This is a genomic window from Geodermatophilus sp. SYSU D00867, assembly GCF_054050315.1.
The window spans coordinates 66085-90414 of the sequence record NZ_JBJGZC010000020.1; the positions used below are offsets into that span (position 1 = coordinate 66085).

The following is a 24330-nucleotide window of genomic DNA, read 5'->3' on the forward strand; positions in this document are numbered from 1 at the left end:
GGTGGGGTCAGTCCCGGCCGCGCAGCCGGAACGGCCGGTCGGCGGCGAGCGGCTCCTGCGCCCAGGCCACCAGGCCCGCGACGTCGATCCCGTGCGGCGGCGCGGCCGCGTAGGGCGCCACGTTGCCCACGCCGCGCTCGACCAGCCGGGCGGCGCCGCGCCCGTTGCCGCGGGCGGCGTGGGTCAGCCCGACGGCGAGCTGCGCCAGCCCGCGCCACAGCTGCCGCTCGTGCTCGGGCGCGGCCTTCCACGCGTCCTCCAGCACCTCGTGGGCGTGGAACGGGCGCCCGGCGTCGAGCAGCCGCTGCGCCTCGGTCAGCGCCTCGTCCGGCGTGCGCGGCACCCCCTCCGGCGCGCGCTCCTCGCCCACCGCGCCGCGGGGCAGCGGGCGGCCGAGGGCGTCGCGCGGCCGGGCGTTGCGGGCCCGCCCCGCGGCGTCCCGGTCCCGGGGGGCATCCACCGGACGATCCTCGCGCGAACACCGGACGACGGCGCGGTGCGTCCTCCGGCCCCGGGGGTTGTCACAGGCGCCGTGTAGTGCATGGATGTCAGCCGAGGACGGCCCCTGCGCGAGGCCGCCCCCGCACCGACCCGCGGTCGTTCGCGACCGGTCCGGACCTGGAGGGGGTGGGCCCCGTGGGCCCTGCCGTCGAGGAGCGCACCGCGCTCGACCTCGAGACCGCCGTCGCCACCGTCACCGCCACCGCGCTGCGGTCCGGTCCGGTCGGCCGGGTCGGCCTGGAGCTCGAGGCGCACCTGGTCGACCTCGACGCCCCGGCCGCCCGGGTGCCCTGGGACCGGGTGTGCGCCGCGGTGGCCGGGGTGCCGCCGCTGCCCGGCGGCAGCCGGGTGACCCTGGAGCCCGGCGGGCAGGTCGAGCTGTCCGGGCCGCCGCTGCCCGGCGCCGCGGCCGCGGTGGCCGCGCTGCGCGCCGACCGCGCCGTCCTCGCCGCCGCGCTGGCCCCCCACCGGCTCGGGCTGGCGCCGGTGGGCGCCGACCCGCTGCGCCGCCCGGCCCGGGTGAGCCCCGCGCCGCGCTACCGCGCGATGGAGCGGCACTTCACCGCCGTCGGCTGCGGCCCGGCCGGGACGGCCATGATGACCGCGACCGCGTCACTGCAGGTCAACCTGGACGCCGGCCCGCGCAGCGGGTGGAGCCGCCGCGTGGCGCTGGCCCACCAGCTCGGCCCGGTGCTGGTCGCCGTCTCGGCGTGCTCGCCGCTGCTCGGCGGGCGGGTCACCGGCTGGCGCTCGACGCGGCAGCAGGTGTGGGGCGCCCTCGACCAGGCGCGCTGCGGCCCCATCCTCGGCGGCGCCGACCCGGCCGGCGAGTGGGCCGCGTACGCGCTGGCCGCGCCGGTGATGCTGGTCCGCGACCCGCACACCGGCGACGCCGAGCCGGTGCTGACCCGCACCCGCTTCGCCGACTGGGTGACCGGCGCGGTCCCGCTGGGCGGGCGCCGGCCCACCCCGGCCGACCTGGACTACCACCTGTCCACGCTGTTCCCGCCGGTGCGGCTGCGCGGCTACCTGGAGATCCGCTACCTCGACGCCGCCCCCGAGCCGTGGTGGCCGGCGCTGGCCGCGGTCACCGCGGCGCTGCTCGACGACCCCGCCGCCGCCGACGCCGCCGCCGAGGCGACCGCGCCGGTCGCCGGCGCCTGGACCCGCGCCGCCCGCGACGGGCTGGCCGACCCGGAGCTGCGCGCCGCCGCGGTGCGCTGCCTGGCCGCCGCGCTGCCCGCCGTCGACCCGGACCTGCGTGACGACGTCGCCGCGCTCGCCGGGCTGGCCGGGCGCGGCCGCGGCCCCGGCGACGTCCTGGCCGGCGCCGCCGGCGCCGGCGGCCCCGCGGCCGCCCTGGCCGCCGCCACCGAGACCGCCCCGCAGACCGCCACCGCGACCGCCCCCGTCGACCCGGAGGTGCACCCGTGAGCACGACGCACGAGCGGCTCGCCCGCGAACTGGAGACCGCCCGGCAGCGGACGCTGCTGCTCACCGACCTCGACGAGCCCGAGCTGCTGCGCCAGCACAGCCCGCTGATGAGCCCGCTGGTGTGGGACCTCGCGCACGTCGGCCAGCAGGAGGACCTGTGGCTGCTGCGCCACGGCGACGCCCGCCGCGCCGGCCTGCTCCCGCCCGCCGTCGAGGCGCTCTACGACGCCTTCACCCACCCGCGCGCGGTCCGGGACCGGCTGCCGCTGCTGCCGCCGGTGGAGGCGCGCTCGTTCGTCGCCGAGGTGCGCGGCCGGGTGCTCGACCGGATCGGGCGCGCCGGGCCGGACGACGACCCGTTCGACGTCGCGATGGTCGTCAGCCACGAGGCCCAGCACACCGAGACGATGCTGCAGACGCTCGGGCTGCGCGTCGGTCCGCCGGTGCTGGGCACGGGCGGCCCGCTGCCGGCCGGCCGGCCCGGGGTGGCCGGGACGTCGGTGCCCGTGCCCGCCGGGCCGTTCGTGATGGGCGTGGACGCCGCCGACGAGCCGTTCGCGCTGGACAACGAGCGCGGCGCGCACGTGGTCGACGTGCCCGCCTTCCGCATCGGCCGGGTGCCGGTGACCAACGCCGAGTACGCGGCGTTCGTCGCCGACGGCGGCTACGACACCCCCGGTTGGTGGTCGCCGCGGGGCTGGGCGCACCGGCAGGAGGCCGGGCTCGAGCGGCCGCTGTACTGGGGCCCGGGCGGCGCCCGCACCCGCTTCGGCGTGCTCGAGGACGTCCCGCCCGACGAGCCGGTCCAGCACGTCACGTTCTTCGAGGCCGAGGCGTACGCGGCGTGGGCCGGCGCCCGGCTGCCCACCGAGGCGGAGTGGGAGAAGGCCGCCGCGTGGGACCCGGCGACCGGCCGCCGGCGCCGCTGGCCCTGGGGCGACGGCGGCCCGACGCCGGCGCTGGCCAACCTGGGCGGGTCGGCGCTGCGCCCGGCGCCGGTGGGCGCCTACCCGGCGGGTGCGTCGGCGTACGGCGTGGAGCAGGCGGTCGGCGACGTCTGGGAGTGGACGTCGTCGGGCTTCGAGGCCTATCCCGGGTTCACGCCGATGCTCTACGCCGACTACTCGGCGCCCTTCTTCGGCGGCGACTACCGGGTGCTGCGCGGCGGCTCGTGGGCGGTGGACCCCTCCATCCTGCGGCCGTCGTTCCGCAACTGGGACCACCCCGTGCGGCGGCAGGTGTTCAGCGGCATCCGGCTGGCGTGGGACGTCGACGAGGCGGGTGCCTGACCGTGTGCCGTCACCTCGCCTGGCTGGGGCGGCCGCGGTCGGTGGCCTCACTGGTCCTCGAGCCGCCGTCGTCGCTGCTGGTGCAGTCCTGGGCGCCGCGGCGGCAGCGGTACGGCACCGTGAACGCCGACGGCTGGGGCGTCGGCTTCTTCGCCCCCGGTCGGGCGGAGCCGGTGCGGTGGCGCTCGGCGCGGCCGCTGTGGGCCGACCCGTCGTTCGCCTCGGTGGCGCCGGTGCTGGAGTCCGGGTGCGTGGTGGCCGCGGTCCGCTCGGCGACGGTGGGCATGCCGCTGGAGGAGAGCGCCGCGGCGCCGTTCACCGACGGCCGCTGGCTGCTGTCGCACAACGGCCGGGTCGACCGCGCGGCGCTCCCGCCGGTGCGCGACGCCGAGTCGACGGTGGACAGCGCGCTGCTGGCCGCGCTCGTGTTCTCCCGCGGCCCGGACCGGCTCGGCGACACCGTGCGCGAGGTGGCCGCCGCCGACCCCGCCGCCCGGCTCAACCTGCTCGCCGCCGACGGCACCCGGCTGCTGGCCACGACCTGGGGCGACACGCTCTCCGCCCTGGTCACCGCCGAGGGGACGGCGCTGGCCAGCGAACCCTGGGACGACGACCCCGCGTGGACCGACGTGCCCGACCGCTCGCTGGTCGAGGTGACCCCGGACGGCCTGACCGTCACCCCGCTGACCTGACCCGCCCGCGAGCCGAGGAGACCCGTGACGACGACCCGCCACCTCGCCCCCGCCGACGTCGCGGCCGCGCTGCGCGCCGACGCCCTCGCCGGGCTGACCGCGACGCCGAAGGCGCTGCCGCCGCGCTGGTTCTACGACGCCCGCGGCAGCGAGCTGTTCGACGAGATCACCCGGCTGCCCGAGTACTACCCGACCCGCGCCGAGCGGGCGGTGCTGGCCGCGCACGCCGGGGAGGTCGCCGCGGCCTCCGGCGCCGAGGTGCTCGTCGAGCTGGGCAGCGGCACGTCGGAGAAGACCCGCCTGCTGCTGGACGCGCTGACCCGGGCCGGCACGCTGCGGCGGTTCGTCCCCTGCGACGTCGACCCGTCGGTGCTCGCCGCCGCCGCGGAGGCGGTCACCGCCGAGTACCCGGGCATCGCCGTCGACCCCGTCGTCGGGGACTTCACCGCGCACCTGGGCCTGCTGCCCCGCGGCGGGCGGCGGCTGGTGGCCTTCCTCGGCTCGACGATCGGCAACCTCGAACCCGGCCCGCGGGCGGCGTTCCTGGCCGAGCTGGCCGGCACGCTCGCACCGGGCGACTCCTTCCTGCTCGGCACCGACCTGGTCAAGGACCCCGGCCGGCTGGTCCGCGCCTACGACGACGCCGCCGGCGTCACCGCGGAGTTCAACCGCAACGTGCTGCGGGTGCTGGACCGCGAGCTCGGCGCCGACTTCGACCCGGCGGCGTTCGACCACGTCGCGGTGTGGGACCCGGCGGACGAGTGGATCGAGATGCGGCTGCGCGCGCGGACCGCGCAGGTGGTCACCGTGCCGGCGCTGGACCTGACCGTGCGCTTCGCCGCGGGCGAGGAGATGCGCACCGAGGTGTCGGCGAAGTTCCGCCGGGAGGGCGTCGAGGCCGAGCTGGCGGCGGCCGGCCTGCGGACGACGCACTGGTGGACCGACCCGGACGGCGACTTCGCCGTCTCGCTGTCCACCCCCGGCTGAGGTCCCTGCATCCGGACCTGCGGGGACGCCGGAAGAGGAGGTGCCAGCCCCCGATCCCGGAGGACCCGGTGACCCGGACCCGCACCCTCGGCCTCGTTCCCGTCGCCGACGCGACGACGCGGTGGCGGGTGGTCGCGCGGGAGCTGCTGGACGAGCAGGCGCTGCCGGTGGACCTGCTCCCCACGCGCGAGGGGCCGCCGCGGCTGACGCCGGTCACCTGCGGCGGACCGTTCCTCCCCGGCGTCGGCAGCCACCGCGACGACGTCGGGGTGGCGGAGCCGGCGCCGTGACCGGGCTCCTCGAGCCCCGGACCGGCCGGGCGGGCCCTAGGGTCGGTGCGGTGGACAGCCAGGCGGAGCCGGCGCCCTCGGGCGCGGCCGAGCCGGACGACGCCGAGGTCGCCCGGCGCTTCGCCGCGGGCGAGGAGCAGGCGCTGGCCTGGGCCTACGAGCGGTGGGCGGCGCTGGTGCACGGCATGGGGGTGCGCGCGTTCGGCCCCGGGCCCGACGCCGAGGACGTCACCCAGCAGACCTTCGTCTCCGCCTGGACCGGCCGGGCCGGCTACCGCGCCGACCAGGGCTCGCTGCCGGGCTGGCTGGTCGGCATCTGCCGCCACAAGATCGCCGACACGTGGGCGCGGCGGGACCGCCAGCGGCGCGCCGCCGAGGCCGCGCTGGCCGAGGCTCAGGCGGCGCCGCCCGGCGGACAGGCCCCGGTGGACAGCACGGTCGCCGACCGGGTGCTGCTGCTCGGCGAGCTGGACCGCCTCGGCCAGCCGCAGCGCGGCATCATCGAGCTCGCCTTCTTCGCCGACCTCACGCACGTGCAGATCGCCGAGCGCACCGGCCTGCCGCTGGGGACGGTCAAGAGCCACATCCGGCGCACCCTCGAGCGCCTGCGCGACCGGTTGGAGGTGGGCGGTGCCGCACTGCACGCCTGAGGACCTCGCGCTGGCCGCGCTCGGCGAGCCGCTCCCCGACGACGCCGCGCACCTGGCCGGCTGCGCGGCCTGCGGCGCCGAGGTGGCGCGGCTGCGCCGGGCCGTCGACGCGCTGGCCGTGCCGGAGCTCGCCGCCTCCGGGCCGCCGGTCGCGCCGCCGCCGTCGCTGTGGGCGGGGATCGCCGCGGCCACCGGCGTGCGCGTGGCGCCGCGCCCGGGCGTCGTCGCGGCGTCGGGGCCCCCGGCCGGCCCGGTACCCGACGTCGTCCCGGTGGCGCCGCCCGTCCCCGGGGCCCCGCCGGTGCCCGAGGAGCCGGTGCCCCACGAGCCGGACGAGCCGATCCCGCCGGTCGCGCCGGTCGTGCCGGTCGTGCCGCTGCGGCCGCGGCGGTCGCGGCTGGCGCTCGCCGCCGCGGCGGCGCTGGTGGCGGGGCTGGCCATCGGCGCCGGGGCGGTCGCGCTCGGCAGCCGGGACGACGCCGGCGAGCCGGTCGCCGCGACCGTGCTCGACCCGCTGGAGGGCAGCGACGCCTCCGGACGCGCCGAGGTGGTCGAGCGGGCCGACGGCACGCGGGTGCTGCAGGTCGAGCTCACCGCCGGCGCGCCGGAGGAGGGCTACTACGAGGCGTGGCTGCTGACGGAGTCGGTGTCCGGGCTGGTCCCGCTGGGCGTCGTCCGCGCGGGCACCGAGGAGTTCGAGCTGCCCGCGGGCCTGGACCTGGCCGAGTACCCGGTCGTCGACGTCTCGGTGGAGCCGCTCGACGGCGACCCGGCCCACTCCGGGGTCTCCATCGTCCGCGGGCAGCTGTCCTAGCGTCAGGGAGTGACCGCGCTCGACCTGCTGCTCCCCCACGACGACCTCGCCGACTCCTGGCGCGCCGCCCGCCCCCGCCCGGCGGGCCGGCACCTGGACTCGGCGGCCTGCAGCCGGCAGAGCAACCGGGTGCTCGAGGCGGTCGCGCACCACGCCCGGCACGAGGCGGAGCTCGGCGGCTACGTGGCCGAGGCGACCGCGGGCGACCTGCTCCAGCAGGGCCGCAGCGTCATCGGCGGGCTGGTCGGCATGGCCGCCGCCGACGTCGTCTTCGTGGAGTCCGCGCAGGCCGCGCTCACCGCGCTGCTGGCCGCCTGGCGGCTGCCGGCCGGCACGCGGGTGGCCTGCCCGCCCGGGGAGTACGCGCCGAACGCCGCCCTGCTGCGCGCCGCGGGGCTGGTGCCCGAGCCGATGGCCGTCGACGGCGACGGGCGGGTCGACGTCGCCGCGCTCGAGCGGTCGCTGGCCGCCGGCCCGCCGCGGTTCGTGCACCTCACGCACGTGGCCAGCCACCGCGGCGTCGTCCAGCCGGCGGCCGAGGTCGCGGCGCTGTGCCGGGCGCACGGCGTGCCGCTGGTGCTCGACGCCGCCCAGTCGCTCGGGCACGTCGACGTCGACCTCGGCGCCGACGTCGTCTACTCGACCTCGCGCAAGTGGCTGGCCGGCCCGCGCGGGGTCGGTGTCCTGTGCGCGCGGCCGGCGGTGGCCGCGGAGCTGGTCCCGGCCCTCCCCGCCCCGGCCGACCTGCCGCCCCTGCGCGCGCTGGAGAGCGGCGAGGCGCACGTGGCCGGCCGCGTCGGGCTGGTCCTCGCCGTCGGGGAGCACCTGGCCGCGGGCCCGCACCGGGTGCGCGAGCGGCTGGCCGCGCTGGGCCGGGCGGCGCGGCGGGTCCTCGACGGCGCCGGCGGCTGGCGGGTGGTGGAGCCGCTCGACGAGCCGACCGCGACCACGACGCTGCGCCCGCCGGACGGCGTCGACGTCGTCGCCACCCGGGCGCGGCTGCTCACCGAGCACGGCGTCGTCACCACGGCGGTCGAGCCCGGTCGCGCGCCGGCGGAGCTGACCGGCTGGGTGCTGCGGGTGTCCCCGCACGTCGACGGCACCCTCGACGACCTCGAGGCCCTCGCCGCCGCCCTCTGATCCGCCTTTCGCGCGCGAAAGGCGACTACAGGGTCGCCTGGATGCGCTCGCTCACCCGGCGGTGGACGGCGAGCTGCTCGTCGAGGCCGGGGTGCACGGGCACGCCGTCCTCCACCACGAACCGCCCGCCGACGACGGTGTGCCGCGCGGCCACCGGCCCGCAGCGCAGCCACGCCTCCACCGGGTCGCTCAGCGCACCCGCGAACGCCGGCCCGGTCAGCGGCCAGACGGCCAGGTCGCCGCACGCGCCCACCGACAGCTCCCCGATCTCGCCGGTGCGCCCGAGGCAGGCGGCGCCGCCGCGGGTGGCGATCTCCAGCGCGTCGCGGGCGCCGAACGACCCGGCGCCGTGCCGCAGCTTGCCCTGCAGCATCGCCGTCCGGGCCTCGAGCCACAGCGACGCCGCGTCCGCCGACGCCGACCCGTCCACGCCCAGCCCCACCGGCGCCCCGGCCGCCCGCAGCTCGGCCACCGGCGACAGGCCGCTGCCCAGCACCATGTTCGACGACGGGCAGTGCGCGGCACCCACCCGCGCAGCGCCGAGCCGGGTCACCTCCTCGGCCGAGGGCCACACCACGTGGGCCAGCCACACCCGGTCGGACATCCAGCCGACGTCGGCCAGGTAGTCGACCGGGCGGCGGCCGAAGCGCTCCAGGCAGAACGCGTCCTCGTCCTGCGTCTCGGCGAGGTGGGTGTGCAGCCGGACGTCGAGCCGCTCGGCCAGCTCCGCCGTCCGCGTCATCAGCTCCGTCGACACGCTGAACGGTGAGCAGGGCGCCAGCGCGATGCGGGTCAGCGCGTGCGGGGAGCGGTCGTGGTGGGCGTCCACCAGGCGCTGCGACTCGGCCAGGACCTCGTCGTCGTCCTGGACGACGGAGTCCGGCGGCAGCCCGCCGTCCTTCACCGACAGCGACATCGACCCGCGGGTGAAGTGCGACCGCACGCCGAGGTCCTGCGCCGCGCGCACCTCGGCGCCGATCAGGTCGCCGGCACCGCGCGGGTGCACGTAGAGGTGGTCGGTCGAGGTGGTGCAGCCGGCCAGCGCGAGCTCGGTGAGCCCGACGTAGGCCGACACGTACGCGGCCTCCTCGTCCAGCCGCGCCCACAGCGGGTACAGGGTGACCAGCCACTCGAAGAGCCCGCCGGTCAGCGCGGGCGCGAACGAGCGGGTGAGGTTCTGGTACAGGTGGTGGTGGGTGTTGACCAGCCCGGGCGTCACCAGGCAGCCGCGCGCGTCGACCGTGCGGGCCGCGACCGGCCGCGGGTCCCCGGGCCCGCCGACCCCGCTCACCACCCCGCCGGTCACGGCGACCCAGCCGCCGGCGATCTCCCGCCGGCCGTCGTCGACGGTGGCGAGCAGGTCGGCATCGTGGACGAGCAGGTCGGCAGAGGGCACCAGCAGGTCGGCGGTCGTCTCCATCCGCGGCATCCTGCCGACCGCGTGTGAACACGGCGAGTCGCCACGTGCCGTCAGGCAACCCGGCCGGAACGAACCGGGGCTACCGTGACCGTCCCCCGGGAACCCGGCCTGCCTGATCCGACCAGGAGCGACGATGGACTTCCTGCAGCCCACGACGTGGGCGGAGGCGCTGGAGGCGAAGGCCGCCCACCGCGACGCCGTGCCCATCGCCGGGGGCACCGACGTCATGGTCGCGATCAACTTCGGCCGGCTGCGTCCGCCGCTGCTGCTGGACCTCACGCGGGTCGCCGAGCTGCAGACCTGGGAGCCCGACGACGGTGCCGTGCGGCTGGGCGCCGGCGTCCCCTACGCCCGGGTCATCGCCGAGCTCGGCGACCGGCTGCCGGGGCTGGCGATGGCCGCCCGCACCATCGGCTCGCCGCAGATCCGCAACCGGGGCACCGTCGGCGGCAACCTGGCCACCGCCTCCCCGGCCGGCGACGCGCACCCCGCGCTGCTGGCCGCCGGCGCCGAGGTCGAGGTGGCGTCGGTCCGCGGCACCCGCCGGATCCCGGTCGCCGAGTTCTACACCGGCGTCAAGCGCTCCGCGCTGGCCGACGACGAGCTGATCGCCGCCGTGCGGATCACCCCGCCCGCCGGCCCGCAGCAGTACAGCAAGATCGGCACGCGCAACGCCATGGTCATCGCCGTCGCCGCGTTCGGGCTGGCGCTGCACCCCGACCGCCGCGCCGTCGGCACCGGCATCGGGTCGGCGGCGCCCACGCCGCGCCGCGCCCCCGCCGCCGAGGAGTTCCTCGCCGGGGAGCTCGACGGCCTGTGGGAGTCCCGCGCCGAGCTGCCGCCGGCCACCGCCGCCCGCTTCGGCGAGCTGGTGGCCGGGGCGGCGGCGCCCATCGACGACGTCCGCGGCACCGCCCGCTACCGCGTCCACGCACTCTCGGTCATGGCCCGGCGCACGCTGACCTGGGCCTGGGCCGACTACCGGAAGGGGGACCCGACGTGCGCCTGACCTGCACCGTCAACGGCACGCCGCAGCAGGTGGACGACGTCTGGGAGGGCGAGAGCCTGCTGTACGTGCTGCGTGAGCGGATGGGCCTGCCCGGCTCGAAGAACGCCTGCGAGCAGGGCGAGTGCGGCTCGTGCACCGTCTACCTCGACGGGCTGCCGGTGTGCGCCTGCCTGGTCGCCGCCGGGCAGGCGCAGGGCCGGGAGGTCGGCACCGTCGAGGGGCTGGCGGGCGAGGACGGGCTGCACCCGGTCCAGGAGGCGTTCCTCGAGGCCGGCGCCGTCCAGTGCGGCTTCTGCACGCCCGGGCTGCTGGTGGCCACCGACGACCTGGTCCGCCGCGCCCGCGACGAGGGCCGCAGGCCCGCCGACGCCGAGATCCGCGAGGCGCTGGCCGGGAACCTCTGCCGCTGCACCGGCTACGAGAAGATCCTGGACGCCGTCCGGCTCGCGGCCGACCGCATGGCAGGTGACGCGCGATGAGCACCCCCACCCGCGCCCCGAGCGGCGCCCCCTCCCACCTGACCGGCCCCGGCAGCGGCGGCGGCGGGGTCGGCACCGACGCGCAGCGCCCCGACGGCGTCCTCAAGGTCCGCGGCGAGTTCGCCTACGCCAGCGACCTGTGGACCGACGACATGCTGTGGGGCGTCACGCTGCGCAGCCCCCACCCCTACGCCCGGATCCGCTCGATCGACGTCGGCCCGGCGCTGGCCGTCCCCGGCGTGCACGCCGTCCTCACCTCCGACGACGTCCCCGGCGAGAAGGTCTACGGCCTCGAGCTGGCCGACCAGCCGGTGCTCGCCCTCGACGTCGTCCGCTACCAGGGCGAGCCGGTGGCGCTCGTCGCCGCCGACCACCCCGACACCGCCCGGCGCGCCGCGGCGCGGATCGTCGTCGACTACGACGTCTGGGAGCCGGTCACCGACGCCCGCGCGGCGCTGGGCCACCCCACCTGGAACCAGGTGCACGACGCGCCGGCCGAGGTCACCGAGCTCAGCCGGGAGAGCGCGCACCTGCACCCGCACGGCAACCTGGTGCGCCACCTCAAGGTCCGCAAGGGCGACCCCGCGCCCACCGCGGACGTCGTCGTGGTCGGCGAGTACGAGGTCGGCATGCAGGACCAGGCGTTCCTGGGCCCGGAGTCCGGGCTGGCGGTGCCCGCCGAGGACGGCGGCGTCGACCTGTACGTGGCCACCCAGTGGCTGCACGTGGACCAGCGCCAGGTCTGCGCGGCGCTGGGCATGCCGCCGGAGCGGGTGCGGCTGACCCTGGCCGGCGTCGGCGGCGCGTTCGGCGGCCGCGAGGACCTGTCGATGCACGTGCACGCCTGCCTGCTCGCGCTGCACACCGGCCGGCCGGTGAAGATGTCCTACAACCGCGAGGAGTCCTTCTTCGGCCACGTGCACCGCCACCCGGCGACCATGCGCTACGAGCACGGCGCCACCCGCGACGGCGACCTGGTCTACGTGAAGGCGGAGATCCACTTCGACGGCGGCGCCTACGCCTCCAGCACGCCGGCGGTCGTGGGCAACGGCGGCACGATGGGCATCGGCCCCTACGTCGTCCCCAACGTGCACGTCGACTGCTACGGCGCGTACACCAACAACCCGCCGTGCGGCGCCATGCGGGGGTTCGGGTCGGTGCAGACCGCCTTCGCCTACGAGGCGCAGATGGACGCGCTCGCCGCCGAGCTCGGCATGGACCCGGTCGAGCTGCGCTGCCGCAACGCGATGGAGCAGGGCTCGGAGACGCCCACCGGCCAGGTGGTCGACAGCCCCGCGCCCGTCGCGGAGCTGCTGCGCCGGCTGGAGGCGATGCCGCTGCCCCCGGCGCCCGCCACCGGCGACGACGTCGACCTGCGGCACATGCCCGGCGGCGTCTCCAACACCACCCACGGCGAGGGGGTGCGCCGCGGCGTCGGGTACGCCGTCGCCTACAAGAACGTGGCCTTCTCCGAGGGCTTCGACGACTACTCGACCGCGCGGGTGCGGCTGGAGGTGGTCGGCGGCGAGGCGGTCGCGACCGTGCACACCGCGGCGGCCGAGGTCGGCCAGGGCCTGGTCACCGTGGAGCAGCAGATCGCCCGCACCGAGCTCGGCGTGGACGCCGTCGTCCTCCACCCGAAGGACACCGGCGTCGGGTCGGCCGGGTCCAGCTCGGCGTCCCGGCAGACCTACGTCACCGGCGGCGCGGTCAAGGCCGCGTGCGAGGCGGTCCGCGGCCGGGTGCTGGAGCTCGCGCGGTCCGCCGTCGGCCGGCCGGTGGCCGACCTGCGGCTGGACGGCGGGAAGGTCGTGTCCGACCTCGAGGGCGTGGCACTCCCGCTGGCCGACGTGCTCGGCGACGAGGCGGTCGAGGAGACCGTCGAGTGGCGGCACCGGCCGACCCAGGCGATCGACCCCGAGACCGGCCAGGGCTTCGCGCACGTGCAGTACGCCTTCTCCGCGCACCGGGCCGTGGTCGACGTCGACACCGAGCTGGGCCTGGTCAAGGTCGTGGAGATGGCCTGCACGCAGGACGTCGGCAAGGCGATCAACCCGCAGGCCGTCGTCGGGCAGATCCAGGGCGGCACCGCGCAGGGGCTGGGCCTGGCGGTGATGGAGGAGATCCTGGTCCGCGACGGCCGGGTGCAGAACCCGTCGTTCACCGACTACCTCATCCCGACCGTGCTCGACATGCCGCCGATGCGCATCGAGGTGCTGGAGTACGCCGACCCGCACGCGCCCTACGGCCTGCGCGGCGTCGGCGAGGCACCCAACATCTCCTCCGGCCCCGCGGTGCTCGCCGCGATCCGCCAGGCGACCGGCCTGCCGCTGCGCCGCGTGCCCGTCCGCCCGGAGCACGTCACCCGGACCTGATCCCCGCCAGCCGGTCCATCGCGGCCAGCACGCGGTCCTGCAGGGCCGGGTCCTCCAGGGCGCGCGGCGTCCGCGCGGGACGGCGGCCGGCGGTGTAGCCGCCGGGCCAGTCGCCGGCCGCGGCCAGCGCCACCCGGGCGCCGCCGTCCTGGACGTCGCCCGGCGCGCCCGGGGAGGCCAGCTTGGTGCGCACCCAGCCCGGGTCGACCGCGCCCACCCGCAGGTGCGGCAGGCGCCGGGCCCAGCCGAGGGACAGGACGACGTCGAGCGCCTTGGAGTCGGCGTAGGCGCGCCCCGGTTCCCGCGGGCCGCCGAGATCGTCCGGGTCGACGCGGCCCGAGCCGACCATGCCGCTGCCGAGGAAGACCAGCCGCTCCCGGACGCGCTCGTGCGCCAGGGCGGTGAGCAGGTGCGGGGCGAGCGCGTTGACGGCGAACGCGAGCTCGTGGCCCTGCGCGCTGACCGGCGCGCCGTCCGGCGGCCACACGCCGGCGTTGTGCACGAGCACGTCCAGCTCCCCGAGCTGCCCGGCGAGCGAACGCACCTGGTCGAGGTCGGCCAGGTCGCCGGTGACCAGCCGGACGTCGCCGAGCCGGCCGAGCTCCTCGGCGACCGGGGCGCCGCGGGCCTCGCTGCGCGCGTGCAGGACGACGGTGTGCCCGTCGCCCAGCAGCCGCCGCGCGGCCGCCCGGCCGATGCCGTCGGTGGAGCCCGTGATCGCGATCACCGAACCTGAGTGAGCCACGGACCGGCCCTACCCGCGCGTCGTCGCCTCCCACCGCTGCCGCAGGGCAGCGCGGCCGGCCTCGGTCGGGCGGCCCCACAGCCGCAGCCGGGCCATGCCGCCGTCGGGGAAGACGTCCAGCCGCACCGCGGTCACCGCGGCGTCGCCGGGCAGGACGAACCGGTGCCGGGTGTCGGGCTGCAGCGGCGTGCGGGGCAGCAGCTCGACCTCGGCGCCGTCCGCCGTCCGGCCGGTCAGGGCCGCCGCGCCGGGCGCGTTGCCGAGGAACCACGACGTGTCGAGCTCGGCGAGGGTCACGGTGCCCTCGCAGGCCAGCGCCACGTCGACCCAGTCGTTGCCGTCGTCGCGGCGGCGGGCGTTCTCCCAGCCCTCGCCCATCGAGCGGGCCTCGCCACGGCCGATGAGCTGGTGCGGGCTGCCGTAGAAGGCGTTGCTCACCCCGGTCACCCGGCCGCCGTTCTCCAGCGCCGCGAGGTCGCACGGGCCGGCGTCGAGCAGGCGCGGGTCGGGCACGACCTCGCCGTGCACCCGCAGCCGCGCGACGCCGCCGTCGGGGTGGATGGACAGCCGCACGTGCGTCACCCGCGGCCCCGGCTCGACGGCGAAGCGGTTCGCCGTCCCGCCGGCCAGGTCCGACAGCGGCAGCAGCGGGGACCAGTCGGCGTCGGCCAGCGCGGACGCCGGGGGGTGCCCCTCGACGGAGGCGCCCTCCAGCGCGGCCCGCGGCGGGTAGTTGCCGAGGAAGAACGCGGTGTCGACGACGACCGCGTGCACCACGCCCGGCATGCCAAGGCGCACGACTGCCCAGTCGTGCCCGGGCTCGCGCCGCCGGCGGGTCTCCCAGCCGTCGTACTCCTTGCCGCGGGCGCCGAAGTCGTCGCGCGCCCGCGCCGGCCCGGGCAGGACCAGGTTCTCCTTGCCGGCGAAGAACTCGTCGTTGGCGGCGACCACGGCGCCGCCCTGGGTGCGGACGGCGAGGTCGGGCAGGTCGAACGGGTCGCTCACGGGGCTCCTCGGGGTTCGGCGGGGTCACTGTCGCACGGGCGGGGTAGGGGGCCGGGGTCAGCGAGAGATCCGACGAGGCCCCGTGTCCGAACCCACCGACGACCTGCGCGAGCGCGCCCGTGAGCACGTCCGGCAGATGCCGGCCGAGACCGCGCTGGGCAACGCCGACCCCGCCGGCGGCTCCACCGACGACCCGAAGATCATGGACCAGGCCGCCCGCGAGGAGGGCGAGCAGCAGTCCTGACCGGTTCCGCCATTCGCGCGCGGATGGCGGGTCTCGTCAGCGGCTCCCCCGGTCGAGCAGCCGGCCGAGGGGGCTGCCGTCGGCCTCGCGCCCCCGCAGCCAGGTCCGCCGGACGACACCGGTGAGCTCCCGCCCCGCGTACGGGGTCACGGGGTTGCGGTGCTCGAGCCGGCCCACGGTGAACCGCTCGTCCGGCGCGAAGGCCACCAGGTCGGCGTCCCTCCCGACGGAGATCGCGCCCTTGCCCGGCAGCCCGGCCAGCCGCGCCGGCGCCGCCGACATCCAGCGCACCACCTCCGCCAGCGGCACCCCGCGGGCCCGCGCGCCGGTCCACACCGCCGGCAGCGCCACCTGCAGCCCCGCGATGCCGCCCCACGCCAGGCCGAAGTCGCCGACGTCGAGCCGCTTGAGCTCCGGCGTGCAGGGTGAGTGGTCGCTGACCACCATGTCGACGTCGCCGGCCGTCAGCGCGCCCCACAGCGCCTCCCGGTGCACCGTCTCCCGGATCGGCGGGCAGCACTTGTACGCGGTGTCGCCGTCGGGCACCTCCTCGGCGGCGAACGTCAGGTAGTGCGGGCAGGTCTCCGCGGTGATCCGCGCGCCGGACGCCCGCGCGGCGCGCAGCAGCGGCAGCGCGTCGCCGTCGGCCAGGTGGACGACGTGGCTGCGCGCGCCGGTCTCCCGCGCGGCGTCGACCAGCCGGCCGATCGCCGTCTCCTCCGCCGCGGGCGGGCGGGAGGCGAGGAACGCCGCGTAGCTGGCGCCGGCGGGCTCGGGCGCCGCGCCGATCACCGCCTCGTCCTCGGCGTGCGCGATCAGCAGCCCGTCGAACGACGCCAGCTCGGCCAGCGCGGCGTGCAGCCCGGCGTCGTCCAGCGGCGGGAACTCCGGGACGCCGGAGTCGAGCAGGAAGCACTTGAACCCGACGACGCCGGCCTCGTGCATCGGCCGCAGCTCCGCGAGGTTGCCGGGCACCGCGCCGCCCCAGAAGGCGACGTCGACGGCGACCTGCCCGGCCGCCACCTCCCGCTTGACCCGCAGCGCCTCGACCGTGGTGGTGGCCGGCACGGAGTTCAGCGGCATGTCCACGATCGTGGTGATCCCGCCGGCGGCCGCGGCCCGGGTGGCGGTGGCGAAGCCCTCCCACTCGGTGCGGCCGGGCTCGTTGACGTGCACGTGGCTGTCGACCAGCCCGGGCAGCAGCACCTCGTCGTCGGCGAGGGTGACCGCGCCGGCCGGGACGTCGTCGAAGCCGGTGACCGCGGTGACCACGCCGTCGGCGGTGTGCACCGCGGCGGCGCGCTCGCCGCCGGGCAGCACCACCCGCCGCGCCCGGACGACGAGCGTCACGCCACCGCCTCCACCGCGCGCACCACGGAGTGCAGCTCGGCGCCCCACGCGGTGGCCACCCACCCGTTCTCCAGCGGCAGGCGGACGGCGTCGTCGGCGGTCAGCACCCCGGCAGCCTGCCCCACGTGCACGGTGGAGGCGTAGGCGCGCGGCGCGACCGGCGGCAGCCAGGCCGGCGCCCCCGGCCCCAGGCCGACGGTCGTGTGCACCAGCGGCCGCCCGTCGGCGACCACCCGCGTGGTGCCGGTCCACCGGCCCGGCTCCTCGCCGGTGCGGCCGAGCAGCACCTGCTCGGTGGCGGTGAGCCGGGCGCCGGGCGCCAGCGACGCCGCCAGCCCCGCCCGGTGGTGCGCCCGGGCGGCGACGACGGTGGGCTCCATCCGCAGGTCCAGCGCCCCGGCCACCTCGGCGACGACGCGCTGCACCGAGGGCCGGTCGCCCTCGCGGGCGGGCAGCGCGACGGCGGCGGCCACCGAGCGCACCGCCAGCGTGGCGCCCTCCTCGACCACCAGCCGGACCTCCGCGTCGTCTCCGCCCAGCGGGCCGAACGCCGTCGCCACCAGGTGGACGGCGGACGGACCGGTCCGGCGCACCGCCAGCTGCCCGCTCGCGCGGACCACCGGCAGCACCGTGCGTCCGCCGGGCCCGCGCCGCGCGACGACCTCGACCCGGGTCCTCACGCCCGCTGCGGCCGGCGGGCCCGCACCTGCTCGCGCACCCACTCGGCCACCTCCGTGGCGGCCGGGTCCTCCCGCAGCGAGACGAGCAGGGTCGGCTTGTCCCCGCGCACCACCGCGGAGTCGCGCCGCATCACGTCGAGGTCGGCGCCCACCAGCGGCGCGAGGTCGGTCTTGTTCACCACGAGCAGGTCGCTCGCGGTGACCCCGGGCCCGCCCTTGCGCGGCACCTTGTCCCCGCCGGCGACGTCGACGACGAAGACCTGCACGTCGACGAGCCCGTAGCTGAAGCTCGCCGTCAGGTTGTCCCCGCCGGACTCGACGAGCACCAGCTCCAGCCCGGGGTGGCGCGCCTCGAGCAGCTCGACGGCGTCGAGGTTGGCGGTGATGTCGTCGCGGATCGCGGTGTGCGGGCAGCAGCCGGTCTGCACCGCCTCGATCCGGTCGTCGGGGAGGACGGCGTTGCGGCGCAGGAAGTCGGCGTCCTCGGTCGTGTAGATGTCGTTGGTGACGACGGCGAGGTCGTACTCCGCGCCGAGTGTGCGGCACAGGGCGGCGGCCAGCGCGGTCTTCCCCGAGCCGACCGGGCCGCCGAGCCCGACGCGCAGCGGCCCGCCGTGCCGGTGCGGGACCTCCGCGTCGACGTAGTCCTGGACGTTGTGGTCAGGAGGCAAAGAAGCGGTCCCCTCTCGTGGCGTGCTCCTCGGCCAGCAGGTCGAGGAGCGGGTCGGTGTCGGCGGGGATCTCGCCATTCGCGCGCGAGAGGCAGTCCTCGGCGACGGCGTCGATCTCCGGCGCGAGCCGCGCGGTGACGGCGGCGACGGTGAGCGGGTCCATGGCGAGCAGCCGCTGGGCCGCCGTCGCCGGGCCGCTGACCGACAGGTAGGCGGCCGCCGCGGCGGCGTCCCGGGCGGCCAGCCCGCCCGCGGCCGCGGCGACCCCGATCGCGACCGGGTGGTGCGGCGCGGCGGGCAGCGCGTCCCAGACCGGCGAGGGCCACGCCCGGCGGCCCACCCGCACCAGCCCGCGCCCCTGCTGCCGCGACGCGGCCCGCAGCGCCGGCGACGGCGTCCGCGCGTCCGCCTCCAGGTCGAGCGCCGCGAGGTCCTCCCCTCGGCACGCGGCGGCGGCGAGACCCGCCGCCACCGCACCGGAGGTCGCGAGCCGGCGCAGCAGGAACGCGGCCAGCGATGCCGGGTCCCGCACCAGCCCGGCCGCGACCGCCTGCTCCACCCCGCCGGAGTGCGCGTGCCCGCCCGCGGGGAGCCGCGAGTCGGCCAGGGTCAGCAACGCTGAAGACATGGGGCGAGGTGTCCTCTAGAACAGGAAGTACCGCTGCGCCATCGGCAGCTCGCGCACCGGCTCGGGCTCCCACACCTCGCCGTCCACGGTCACCGTGAAGGTGTCCGGGTCGACCCGGATCTCCGGCAGCGCGGTGTTCTCCGGCATGTCCGCCTTGGTGAGCCGGGTGGTGTCGGTGACCGCGGCCAGCCGCCGGTCGATGGCCAGCCGGTCGCCGAGCCCTGCCTCCAGCGCGGCGGGCGCGACGAAGTGCAGCGAGGTCAGCGCCGGCACCTTCCCGTACGCGCCGAACATCGGCCGCGGCAGCTGCGGCTGCGGCGTCGGGATGGAGGCGTTGGCGTCGCCCATCTGCGCCCACGCGATGACCCCGCCCTTGAGCACCGCGTGCGGGCGGACGCCGAAGAACCGGGGGTCCCACAGCACGAGGTCGGCGAGCTTGCCCGGCTCCACCGAGCCCACCTCGCCGTCGATGCCGTGCGCCACCGCCGGGCAGATCGTGTACTTCGCGACGTACCGGCGGGCGCGGGCGTTGTCCGCGGCGCCGTCGCCGGCCAGCGACCCGCGCTTGCGCTTCATCACGTGCGCCGTCTGCCAGGTGCGCAGGACCACCTCGCCCACCCGGCCCATCGCCTGCGCGTCCGAGCCGATCATCGAGATGGCGCCGAGGTCGTGCAGCAGGTCCTCGGCGGCGATCGTCGTCGGCCGGATCCGGCTCTCGGCGAAGGCGAGGTCCTCCGGCACGGACGAGTCCAGGTGGTGGCAGACCATGAGCATGTCGAGGTGCTCGTCGAGGGTGTTCACGGTGTGCGGCCGGGTCGGGTTCGTGCTGCTCGGGAGGACGTTCGGGTGTCCGGCCACGGTGATGATGTCCGGCGCGTGACCGCCCCCGGCCCCCTCGGTGTGGTACGCGTGGATCGACCGCCCGGCGATCGCGGCCAGGGTGTCCTCGACGAAGCCGGCCTCGTTGAGCGTGTCCGAGTGCAGCGCCACGGGGACGCCGTTGCGCCCGGCCACGGTCAGGCAGGCGTCGATCGCCGCGGGCGTCGAGCCCCAGTCCTCGTGCAGCTTGAACCCGCTCGCCCCGCCGCGGAGCTGCTCCTCCATCGACTCCTGCGAGACGGTGTTGCCCTTGCCCAGCAGCGCGACGTTGACCGGCCACGGGTCCATCGCCTCGAGCATCCGGGCCAGGTACCAGTCGCCCGGGGTGATCGTGGTGGCCTTCGAGCCCTCCGCCGGGCCGGTGCCCCCGCCGATGAGCGTCGTGACGCCCGAGCCCAGCGCCGTCGGCACGATCTGCGGGCAGATGAAGTGGACGTGGCAGTCGATGCCGCCGGCGGTGAGGATCCGCCCGTTGCCGGCCATCACCTCCGTGCCGGGTCCGATGACCAGGTCCGGGTGGACGCCGTCCATCGTGTCGGGGTTGCCGGCCTTGCCCAGCGCCACGATCCGCCCGTCGCGGACGCCGACGTCGGCCTTGACGACCCCCCAGTGGTCCAGGACGACGGCGCCGGTGATGACCAGGTCGGGCGCGCCCTCGGCCCGGGTGGCGCGGCCCTGCCCCATCGACTCGCGGATGACCTTGCCGCCGCCGAACACCGCCTCCTCACCGGCCCGGCCGGGGCCGCCGCAGCGGTCCTCCTCGACCTCGATCAGCAGGTCGGTGTCGGCCAGCCGGATCCGGTCGCCGGTGGTCGGGCCGTACAGCTGGGCGTAGCGCTCGCGGGACAGCTCCACCATCAGCCGAGCCCTCCCTCGGCGGTGAGGCCGGGGACGACGCGCGCGCCGGCCAGCGGCACCAGCGTCACGGTGCGGGTGATGCCGGGCTCGAACCGGACGGCGGTGCCGGCGGCGACGTCGAGCCGGTGGCCGCGGGCGGCGTCCCGGTCGAACCGCAGCGCCCGGTTGGTCTGCGCGAAGTGGACGTGGGAGCCCACCTGCACGGGCCGGTCGCCGGTGTTGGTCACCTCGAGCTCGGTCCGCGGGGCTCCGGGCAGCGTCTCGATGACGCCCTCGGCCGGGATCACCTCGCCGGGGATCACGGGATGGGCTGGTGGACGGTCACCAGCTTGGTCCCGTCCGGGAAGGTGGCCTCCACCTGCACCTCCTCCAGCAGCTCGGGGACGCCGTCCATGACGTCGTCGCGGGTGAGGACCGTGCGGCCCGACTGCACGAGCTCGGCGACCAGGACGCCGTCGCGGGCGCCCTCCAGCACGTGGTCGGTGACGATCGCCGTCGCCTCCGGGAGGTTCAGCAGCAGCCCCCTCGCGCGCCGTCGGCGGGCGAGGTCGGCGGCGTAGGAGAGCAGCAGGCGCTCCTGCTCGTGCGGGGAGAGGTGCACGCGGGGTCCTCCGGGGTCGGCGGAGCCCGGACGCTAGTTCCCCGATGTGTCGCGGCGGTTACCGGAGCGGGCGGAAGAACTCCCGGACGTCGGCCACCAGCTCCGCCGGCCGCTCCATCGCCGCGAAGTGCCCGCCGCTGTCGTGCTCGCGCCAGGTCCGCAGGTCGGTCAGCTGCCGCTCGGCCCACGCGCGGGGCGGCACGAAGATCTCGCCGGGGAACATCGACACGCCGCTGGGGACGTCGACCCGCGGCGTCCGCTCCCCCGGCGCCCGCGCCATCTCCCAGTACATCCGCGCCGACGACGTCGCCGTGCCGGTGAACCAGTACACCGAGACGTCGTCGAGCAGCCGGTCGACGCCGAGCACCCCGACCGGGTCGCCGCCGGTGTCGGTCCAGGCGTGGAACTTCTCGAGGATCCACGCGCACTGGCCGGCCGGGGAGTCGGTGAGGCCGTAGCCGAGCGTCTGCGGCCGGGTGCGGTGCTGGTGGCTGTAGGCCGAGCCGTCGTCGCGGAAGGCCCGCATCCGGTCCAGCGCCCGCTGCTCGCGCTCGTCGAACTCGCTCCGGCCCTCCGGCGGGACGGTCACCACCATGTTCAGGTGCACCCCGACCACCCGGTCGGGGTGCCGCGCGCCCAGGTTGGCCGACACGAACGACCCGATGTCCCCGCCCTGCGCGCCGAAGCGCTCGTGCCCGAGCCGGCGCATCAGCTCCGCCCAGGCGTCGGCGGTCCTCGCCGGCCCCCAGCCGGGTGCCGCCGGCTTCCCGCTCCACCCGTAGCCGGGCAGCGACGGGACGACGACGGTGAAGGCGTCGCGCGGGTCCTCGGGGTCGGTCAGCGGGCCGATCACCTCGAGGAACTCGACCACCGAGCCGGGCCAGCCGTGGGTGAGGACCAGCGGCAGGGCGTCCGGGTGCGGCGAGCGGACGTGCAGGGCGTGCACCGGCAACCCGTCGATCTCGGTGACCACCTGCGGGAACGCGTTGATCCGCGCCTGCCGGGCCGGCCAGTCGTACTCCTGGCCCCAGTACCGGCAGACCTCCTGCAGCACGTCCAGCGGGACGCCCTGGGTCCAGCCCTCCGCCGTCGGCGGGTCCGGCCAGCGGGTGCTCCGGAGCCGGCGGCGCAGGTCCTCCACCGCGTCCGCCGGCACGTCGACGGTGAAGGGCCTGACGACGTCGTCCACGAGCGCGACCGTAGCCGGGGTTGACGCCGTCGACGAACCGGTTCTACGGTTCATTACATGAGTAATGAACCCAGGGACCTCGGGGACCCTGGTAGTGGCCGGCACCCCCGGTGAACGAGGACGCCGGCCCGATCTTCCGGCAGGTCGCCGCCCAGATCGAGAACGCGATCGTCGACGGCTCCCTCGCCGAGGAGAGCCAGGCGCCCTCGTCCAACGAGCTCAGCGCCTTCCACCGCATCAACCCCGCCACCGCGGCCAAGGGCCTCAACCAGCTGGTGGCCGACGGGGTCCTCTACAAGAGACGAGGAGTCGGGATGTTCGTCGCCACGGGCGCCCGCGAGCAGCTGCTCAAGCGCCGCCGCAGCGAGTTCGCCGACCAGTACGTCCGCCCCCTGATGACCGAGGCCCACAAGCTCGGCATCTCCACCCGCGAGCTGGCCACCATGATCGACCGCTGGGAGGACGAGCGGTGAGCGACGCCGCCGCCACGCTCACCGACGTGACGATGCGGTACCGGGAGCACACGGCTCTCGACGGCGTCACCACCGGCTTCGCCACCGACGGCATCACCGGCCTGCTCGGCCGCAACGGGGCCGGCAAGACCACGCTCATGCAACTGCTCGCCGGGCACCGGGTGCCCACCAGCGGCCGGGTGCGGGTACTGGGCGCCGACCCCTACGAGGACGACGCCGTCTTGCAGCAGGTCTGCTTCGTCAAGGAGAGCCAGCGATACCCCGACCACTTCCGGGTGCGCGACGCGCTCTCCGCGGCCGCCACCCTCTTCCCCACCTGGGACGAGGACCTGGCCCGCGCACTGGTCGCCGACTTCGACCTGCCGGCGCGCCGGCCGGTCGTCAAGCTCTCCCGCGGCATGGTCTCGGCCGTCGGCATCACCATCGGCCTGGCCTCCCGGGCGCCGGTCACGTTGTTCGACGAGCCGTACCTGGGCCTCGACGCCGTCGCCCGGCAGCTCTTCTACGACCGGCTGATCGCCGACTACGCGGAACAGCCCCGCACGATCGTGCTGTCCACGCACCTCATCGAGGAGATCAGCGGCCTGCTCGAGCACGTGGTGCTCCTCGACGCCGGCCGGGTGCTCCTGGACGACGACGCCGAGCGCCTGCGCGCCTCGGCCCTCACCGTCACCGGGCCCGCCGGGCGGGTGGCGGCCCTGGCGCAGGAGCACGAGCTCCTCACCACCGACGCCCTCGGCGGGTCCGCCCGCGCCGTCGTGCGGCTGTGCCGGCCGGTGGACCCCGGGGACCTGGCCGCGGCCGGGCTGACGGTCGAGCCCACCTCGCTGCAGCAGCTCGTGGTCGCGCTCAGCACGCGTCCCGCCGGGACGCCGTCCGCGGCCGCGGCAGCCCGCACCGCCCGCCCGTCCACGCCCTTCGAGGGAGCCACTCGATGAACCGTGTCCTCGCGGCCGCCCGGCTGCACTCGATGAACCCGCTGCTGACCGTCGGGATCCCCTGGGGCGTCGTGTCGCTCAGCTTCGCGATCAACCTGGCGGTCTGGTCGCTCACCGACGCCGGCACCCAGCCGGGAGGGGGCATCACCGGAGGCGTCGCCTCGCTCTACATCACGGTGCTGGTCGTCTTCGTCCAGTCGGTCACCCAGGTGCTGCCGTTCGCGATGGGCATGAGCCTCAGCCGGCGCACCTTCTACCTGGGGACCGCCCTGGCCGCGGTGGCCGCGGCGCTCGCGTACGGCGTCGCGCTGTCGGTCCTGACGTCGATCGAGGACGCGACCGGCGGCTGGGGGATGAGGCTGAACTTCTGGGCCCCGGGGCAGATGGACGTCGACAACACGGCCCTGCAGGTCCTCGTCTCCGGCGCCCCGATGCTCGCCGCGGCCTTCCTGGGCGTCGCCATCGGCGTGGTGATGAAGCGCTGGGGGCAGTTCGGGATCTGGGGCTTGGTGATCGGCGCGATGGTGGTCTTCGGCGGCCTCGCGGTCCTGGTCTCCTGGCGGGGCTGGTGGGGCGACGTCGGCACCTGGCTCGTCGACGAGTCCGTGCTCACCCTCGCCGTCGCCATCCCGGTGGCCCTGGCGGCCGTGACGGCGGTCCTCTCCTTCATCGGCCTCCGCCGCATCGTCCCCTGACAGCCGACGACGGCATTCCATCCACGGCCCCGGTTCCGTCGTGACGGAACCGGGGCCGTGCGGCATTCCTCCGGGTCCGCCACGTCGACATCGCCCCGGGAATGCAGGAAGGGCCCCGCACCGGGTGGTGGGGGCCCTTCCTGAAGGGTTGTCCGGCGGCGTCCTACTCTCCCACCCCGTCTCCGGGGCAGTACCATCGGCGCTGAGAGGCTTAGCTTCCGGGTTCGGAATGGATCCGGGCGTTTCCCTCTCGCCATGGCCGCCGTAACACTGTGAACGTCGCCCCGGCCCACT

The 24330-nt window shown here is 76.8% G+C and carries 27 protein-coding genes and 1 rRNA gene; 15 read left to right on the top strand and 13 right to left on the bottom strand.

Annotation, left to right across the window (positions count from 1 at the left end):
- Positions 1-7 precede the first annotated feature (7 nt).
- Entirely contained in the window at positions 8-460 is a 453-nt protein-coding gene (locus tag ACI8AK_RS18365) for a DUF309 domain-containing protein (RefSeq protein WP_387990692.1), read from the bottom strand.
- 176 nt (positions 461-636) lie between these two features.
- On the opposite strand from ACI8AK_RS18365, the gene egtA reads away from it, so the two are divergent.
- From egtA to egtE, 8 genes are all read left to right on the top strand, one after another.
- Positions 637-1935: an ergothioneine biosynthesis glutamate--cysteine ligase EgtA gene (egtA, locus tag ACI8AK_RS18370; RefSeq protein WP_456957422.1), complete on the top strand. Its 1299-nt coding sequence runs from the start codon at positions 637-639 to the stop codon at positions 1933-1935.
- On the top strand, positions 1932-3224 hold the full coding sequence (egtB, locus tag ACI8AK_RS18375; RefSeq protein ID WP_387994174.1) for an ergothioneine biosynthesis protein EgtB: 1293 nt from the start codon (positions 1932-1934) through the stop codon (positions 3222-3224). The genes egtA and egtB overlap by 4 nt, the downstream gene beginning before the upstream one ends.
- A gap of 2 nt (positions 3225-3226) precedes the next feature.
- On the top strand, positions 3227-3916 hold the full coding sequence (egtC, locus tag ACI8AK_RS18380; RefSeq protein ID WP_387994171.1) for an ergothioneine biosynthesis protein EgtC: 690 nt from the start codon (positions 3227-3229) through the stop codon (positions 3914-3916).
- Positions 3917-3940: 24 nt separating this feature from the next.
- Positions 3941-4903 (top strand): L-histidine N(alpha)-methyltransferase, encoded by a 963-nt coding sequence (gene egtD / locus ACI8AK_RS18385; protein ID WP_456957424.1) that lies wholly within the window; start codon positions 3941-3943, stop codon positions 4901-4903.
- A gap of 68 nt (positions 4904-4971) precedes the next feature.
- A complete protein-coding gene (locus tag ACI8AK_RS18390) occupies positions 4972-5193 on the top strand; it encodes a hypothetical protein (RefSeq protein ID WP_456957426.1) in 222 nt (73 codons plus the stop codon).
- Between the two features lie 50 nt (positions 5194-5243).
- Positions 5244-5843 carry an RNA polymerase sigma factor gene (locus ACI8AK_RS18395; protein WP_456957428.1) on the top strand — a complete coding sequence of 200 codons (600 nt, stop codon included), beginning with the start codon at positions 5244-5246 and terminating at the stop codon, positions 5841-5843.
- A complete protein-coding gene (locus ACI8AK_RS18400) occupies positions 5824-6657 on the top strand; it encodes an anti-sigma factor (RefSeq protein ID WP_456957430.1) in 834 nt (277 codons plus the stop codon). Before ACI8AK_RS18395 ends, ACI8AK_RS18400 begins: the two co-directional genes overlap by 20 nt.
- 9 nt (positions 6658-6666) lie before the next feature.
- Positions 6667-7797, top strand: a complete 1131-nt coding sequence (gene egtE, locus ACI8AK_RS18405; RefSeq protein WP_387994157.1) for an ergothioneine biosynthesis PLP-dependent enzyme EgtE — start codon at positions 6667-6669, stop codon at positions 7795-7797.
- A gap of 25 nt (positions 7798-7822) precedes the next feature.
- On the opposite strand, the gene ACI8AK_RS18410 is transcribed toward egtE, so the two are convergent.
- Complete coding sequence (locus ACI8AK_RS18410; protein WP_456901472.1) at positions 7823-9217, bottom strand: 8-oxoguanine deaminase; 1395 nt, start codon at positions 9215-9217, stop codon at positions 7823-7825.
- Between the two features lie 133 nt (positions 9218-9350).
- Here ACI8AK_RS18410 and ACI8AK_RS18415 point away from each other — a divergent pair, with 133 nt between their 5' ends.
- From ACI8AK_RS18415 to pucD, 3 genes are read left to right on the top strand one after another with little or no spacing between them, the layout of a single operon-like run.
- Entirely contained in the window at positions 9351-10226 is an 876-nt protein-coding gene (locus ACI8AK_RS18415; RefSeq protein WP_456957432.1) for an FAD binding domain-containing protein, read from the top strand.
- On the top strand, positions 10217-10705 hold the full coding sequence (locus ACI8AK_RS18420; protein WP_387994148.1) for a (2Fe-2S)-binding protein: 489 nt from the start codon (positions 10217-10219) through the stop codon (positions 10703-10705). Before ACI8AK_RS18415 ends, ACI8AK_RS18420 begins: the two co-directional genes overlap by 10 nt.
- Positions 10702-13080 (top strand): xanthine dehydrogenase subunit D, encoded by a 2379-nt coding sequence (pucD, locus tag ACI8AK_RS18425; protein WP_387994145.1) that lies wholly within the window; start codon positions 10702-10704, stop codon positions 13078-13080. The genes ACI8AK_RS18420 and pucD overlap by 4 nt, the downstream gene beginning before the upstream one ends.
- Here the strand turns inward: pucD and ACI8AK_RS18430 are convergent.
- Together ACI8AK_RS18430 and alc are read right to left on the bottom strand one after the other, a co-directional pair.
- Complete coding sequence (locus ACI8AK_RS18430; RefSeq protein WP_456957434.1) at positions 13067-13807, bottom strand: SDR family NAD(P)-dependent oxidoreductase; 741 nt, start codon at positions 13805-13807, stop codon at positions 13067-13069. The two genes, pucD and ACI8AK_RS18430, sit on opposite strands and share 14 nt — an antisense overlap.
- 27 nt (positions 13808-13834) lie before the next feature.
- Positions 13835-14830 carry an allantoicase gene (alc, locus tag ACI8AK_RS18435; protein ID WP_456957436.1) on the bottom strand — a complete coding sequence of 332 codons (996 nt, stop codon included), beginning with the start codon at positions 14828-14830 and terminating at the stop codon, positions 13835-13837.
- An 82-nt stretch (positions 14831-14912) separates the two neighbouring features.
- On the opposite strand from alc, the gene ACI8AK_RS18440 reads away from it, so the two are divergent.
- Positions 14913-15074 carry a hypothetical protein gene (locus tag ACI8AK_RS18440; protein WP_387994136.1) on the top strand — a complete coding sequence of 54 codons (162 nt, stop codon included), beginning with the start codon at positions 14913-14915 and terminating at the stop codon, positions 15072-15074.
- Between the two features lie 36 nt (positions 15075-15110).
- Here ACI8AK_RS18440 and allB read toward each other — a convergent pair whose 3' ends face one another.
- The 8 genes from allB to ACI8AK_RS18480 are packed head-to-tail and all read right to left on the bottom strand — an operon-like array spanning position 15111 to position 21930.
- The gene (gene allB / locus ACI8AK_RS18445) at positions 15111-16424 is read right to left on the bottom strand and encodes an allantoinase AllB (protein WP_456957438.1); all 1314 of its coding nucleotides are present in this window, start codon (positions 16422-16424) and stop codon (positions 15111-15113) included.
- On the bottom strand, positions 16421-17104 hold the full coding sequence (locus ACI8AK_RS18450; protein ID WP_456957439.1) for an urease accessory protein UreD: 684 nt from the start codon (positions 17102-17104) through the stop codon (positions 16421-16423). The genes allB and ACI8AK_RS18450 overlap by 4 nt, the downstream gene beginning before the upstream one ends.
- Positions 17101-17775, bottom strand: coding sequence for an urease accessory protein UreG (gene ureG, locus ACI8AK_RS18455; protein ID WP_387994127.1), 675 nt, complete (start codon positions 17773-17775; stop codon positions 17101-17103). The genes ACI8AK_RS18450 and ureG overlap by 4 nt, the downstream gene beginning before the upstream one ends.
- Positions 17765-18403 carry an urease accessory protein UreF gene (locus ACI8AK_RS18460; RefSeq protein ID WP_456957441.1) on the bottom strand — a complete coding sequence of 213 codons (639 nt, stop codon included), beginning with the start codon at positions 18401-18403 and terminating at the stop codon, positions 17765-17767. Before ACI8AK_RS18460 ends, ureG begins: the two co-directional genes overlap by 11 nt.
- Positions 18404-18418: 15 nt before the next feature.
- A complete protein-coding gene (locus ACI8AK_RS18465; RefSeq protein ID WP_456957443.1) occupies positions 18419-20140 on the bottom strand; it encodes an urease subunit alpha in 1722 nt (573 codons plus the stop codon).
- Positions 20140-20442, bottom strand: coding sequence for an urease subunit beta (locus ACI8AK_RS18470; RefSeq protein ID WP_387994118.1), 303 nt, complete (start codon positions 20440-20442; stop codon positions 20140-20142). Before ACI8AK_RS18470 ends, ACI8AK_RS18465 begins: the two co-directional genes overlap by 1 nt.
- On the bottom strand, positions 20439-20741 hold the full coding sequence (locus tag ACI8AK_RS18475; RefSeq protein ID WP_387994115.1) for an urease subunit gamma: 303 nt from the start codon (positions 20739-20741) through the stop codon (positions 20439-20441). Before ACI8AK_RS18475 ends, ACI8AK_RS18470 begins: the two co-directional genes overlap by 4 nt.
- 58 nt (positions 20742-20799) lie before the next feature.
- Positions 20800-21930 (bottom strand): epoxide hydrolase family protein, encoded by a 1131-nt coding sequence (locus ACI8AK_RS18480; RefSeq protein ID WP_456957445.1) that lies wholly within the window; start codon positions 21928-21930, stop codon positions 20800-20802.
- A gap of 110 nt (positions 21931-22040) precedes the next feature.
- Between ACI8AK_RS18480 and ACI8AK_RS18485 the strand changes: the two genes are divergently transcribed.
- From ACI8AK_RS18485 to ACI8AK_RS18495, 3 genes are read left to right on the top strand one after another with little or no spacing between them, the layout of a single operon-like run.
- Complete coding sequence (locus ACI8AK_RS18485; protein ID WP_387994108.1) at positions 22041-22403, top strand: GntR family transcriptional regulator; 363 nt, start codon at positions 22041-22043, stop codon at positions 22401-22403.
- Positions 22400-23341, top strand: coding sequence for an ABC transporter ATP-binding protein (locus tag ACI8AK_RS18490; protein ID WP_456957447.1), 942 nt, complete (start codon positions 22400-22402; stop codon positions 23339-23341). Before ACI8AK_RS18485 ends, ACI8AK_RS18490 begins: the two co-directional genes overlap by 4 nt.
- Positions 23338-24036 carry a hypothetical protein gene (locus tag ACI8AK_RS18495; protein ID WP_456957449.1) on the top strand — a complete coding sequence of 233 codons (699 nt, stop codon included), beginning with the start codon at positions 23338-23340 and terminating at the stop codon, positions 24034-24036. The genes ACI8AK_RS18490 and ACI8AK_RS18495 overlap by 4 nt, the downstream gene beginning before the upstream one ends.
- 150 nt (positions 24037-24186) lie before the next feature.
- Here the strand turns inward: ACI8AK_RS18495 and rrf are convergent.
- Positions 24187-24303 (bottom strand): 5S ribosomal RNA (gene rrf, locus ACI8AK_RS18500).
- Positions 24304-24330 lie beyond the last annotated feature (27 nt).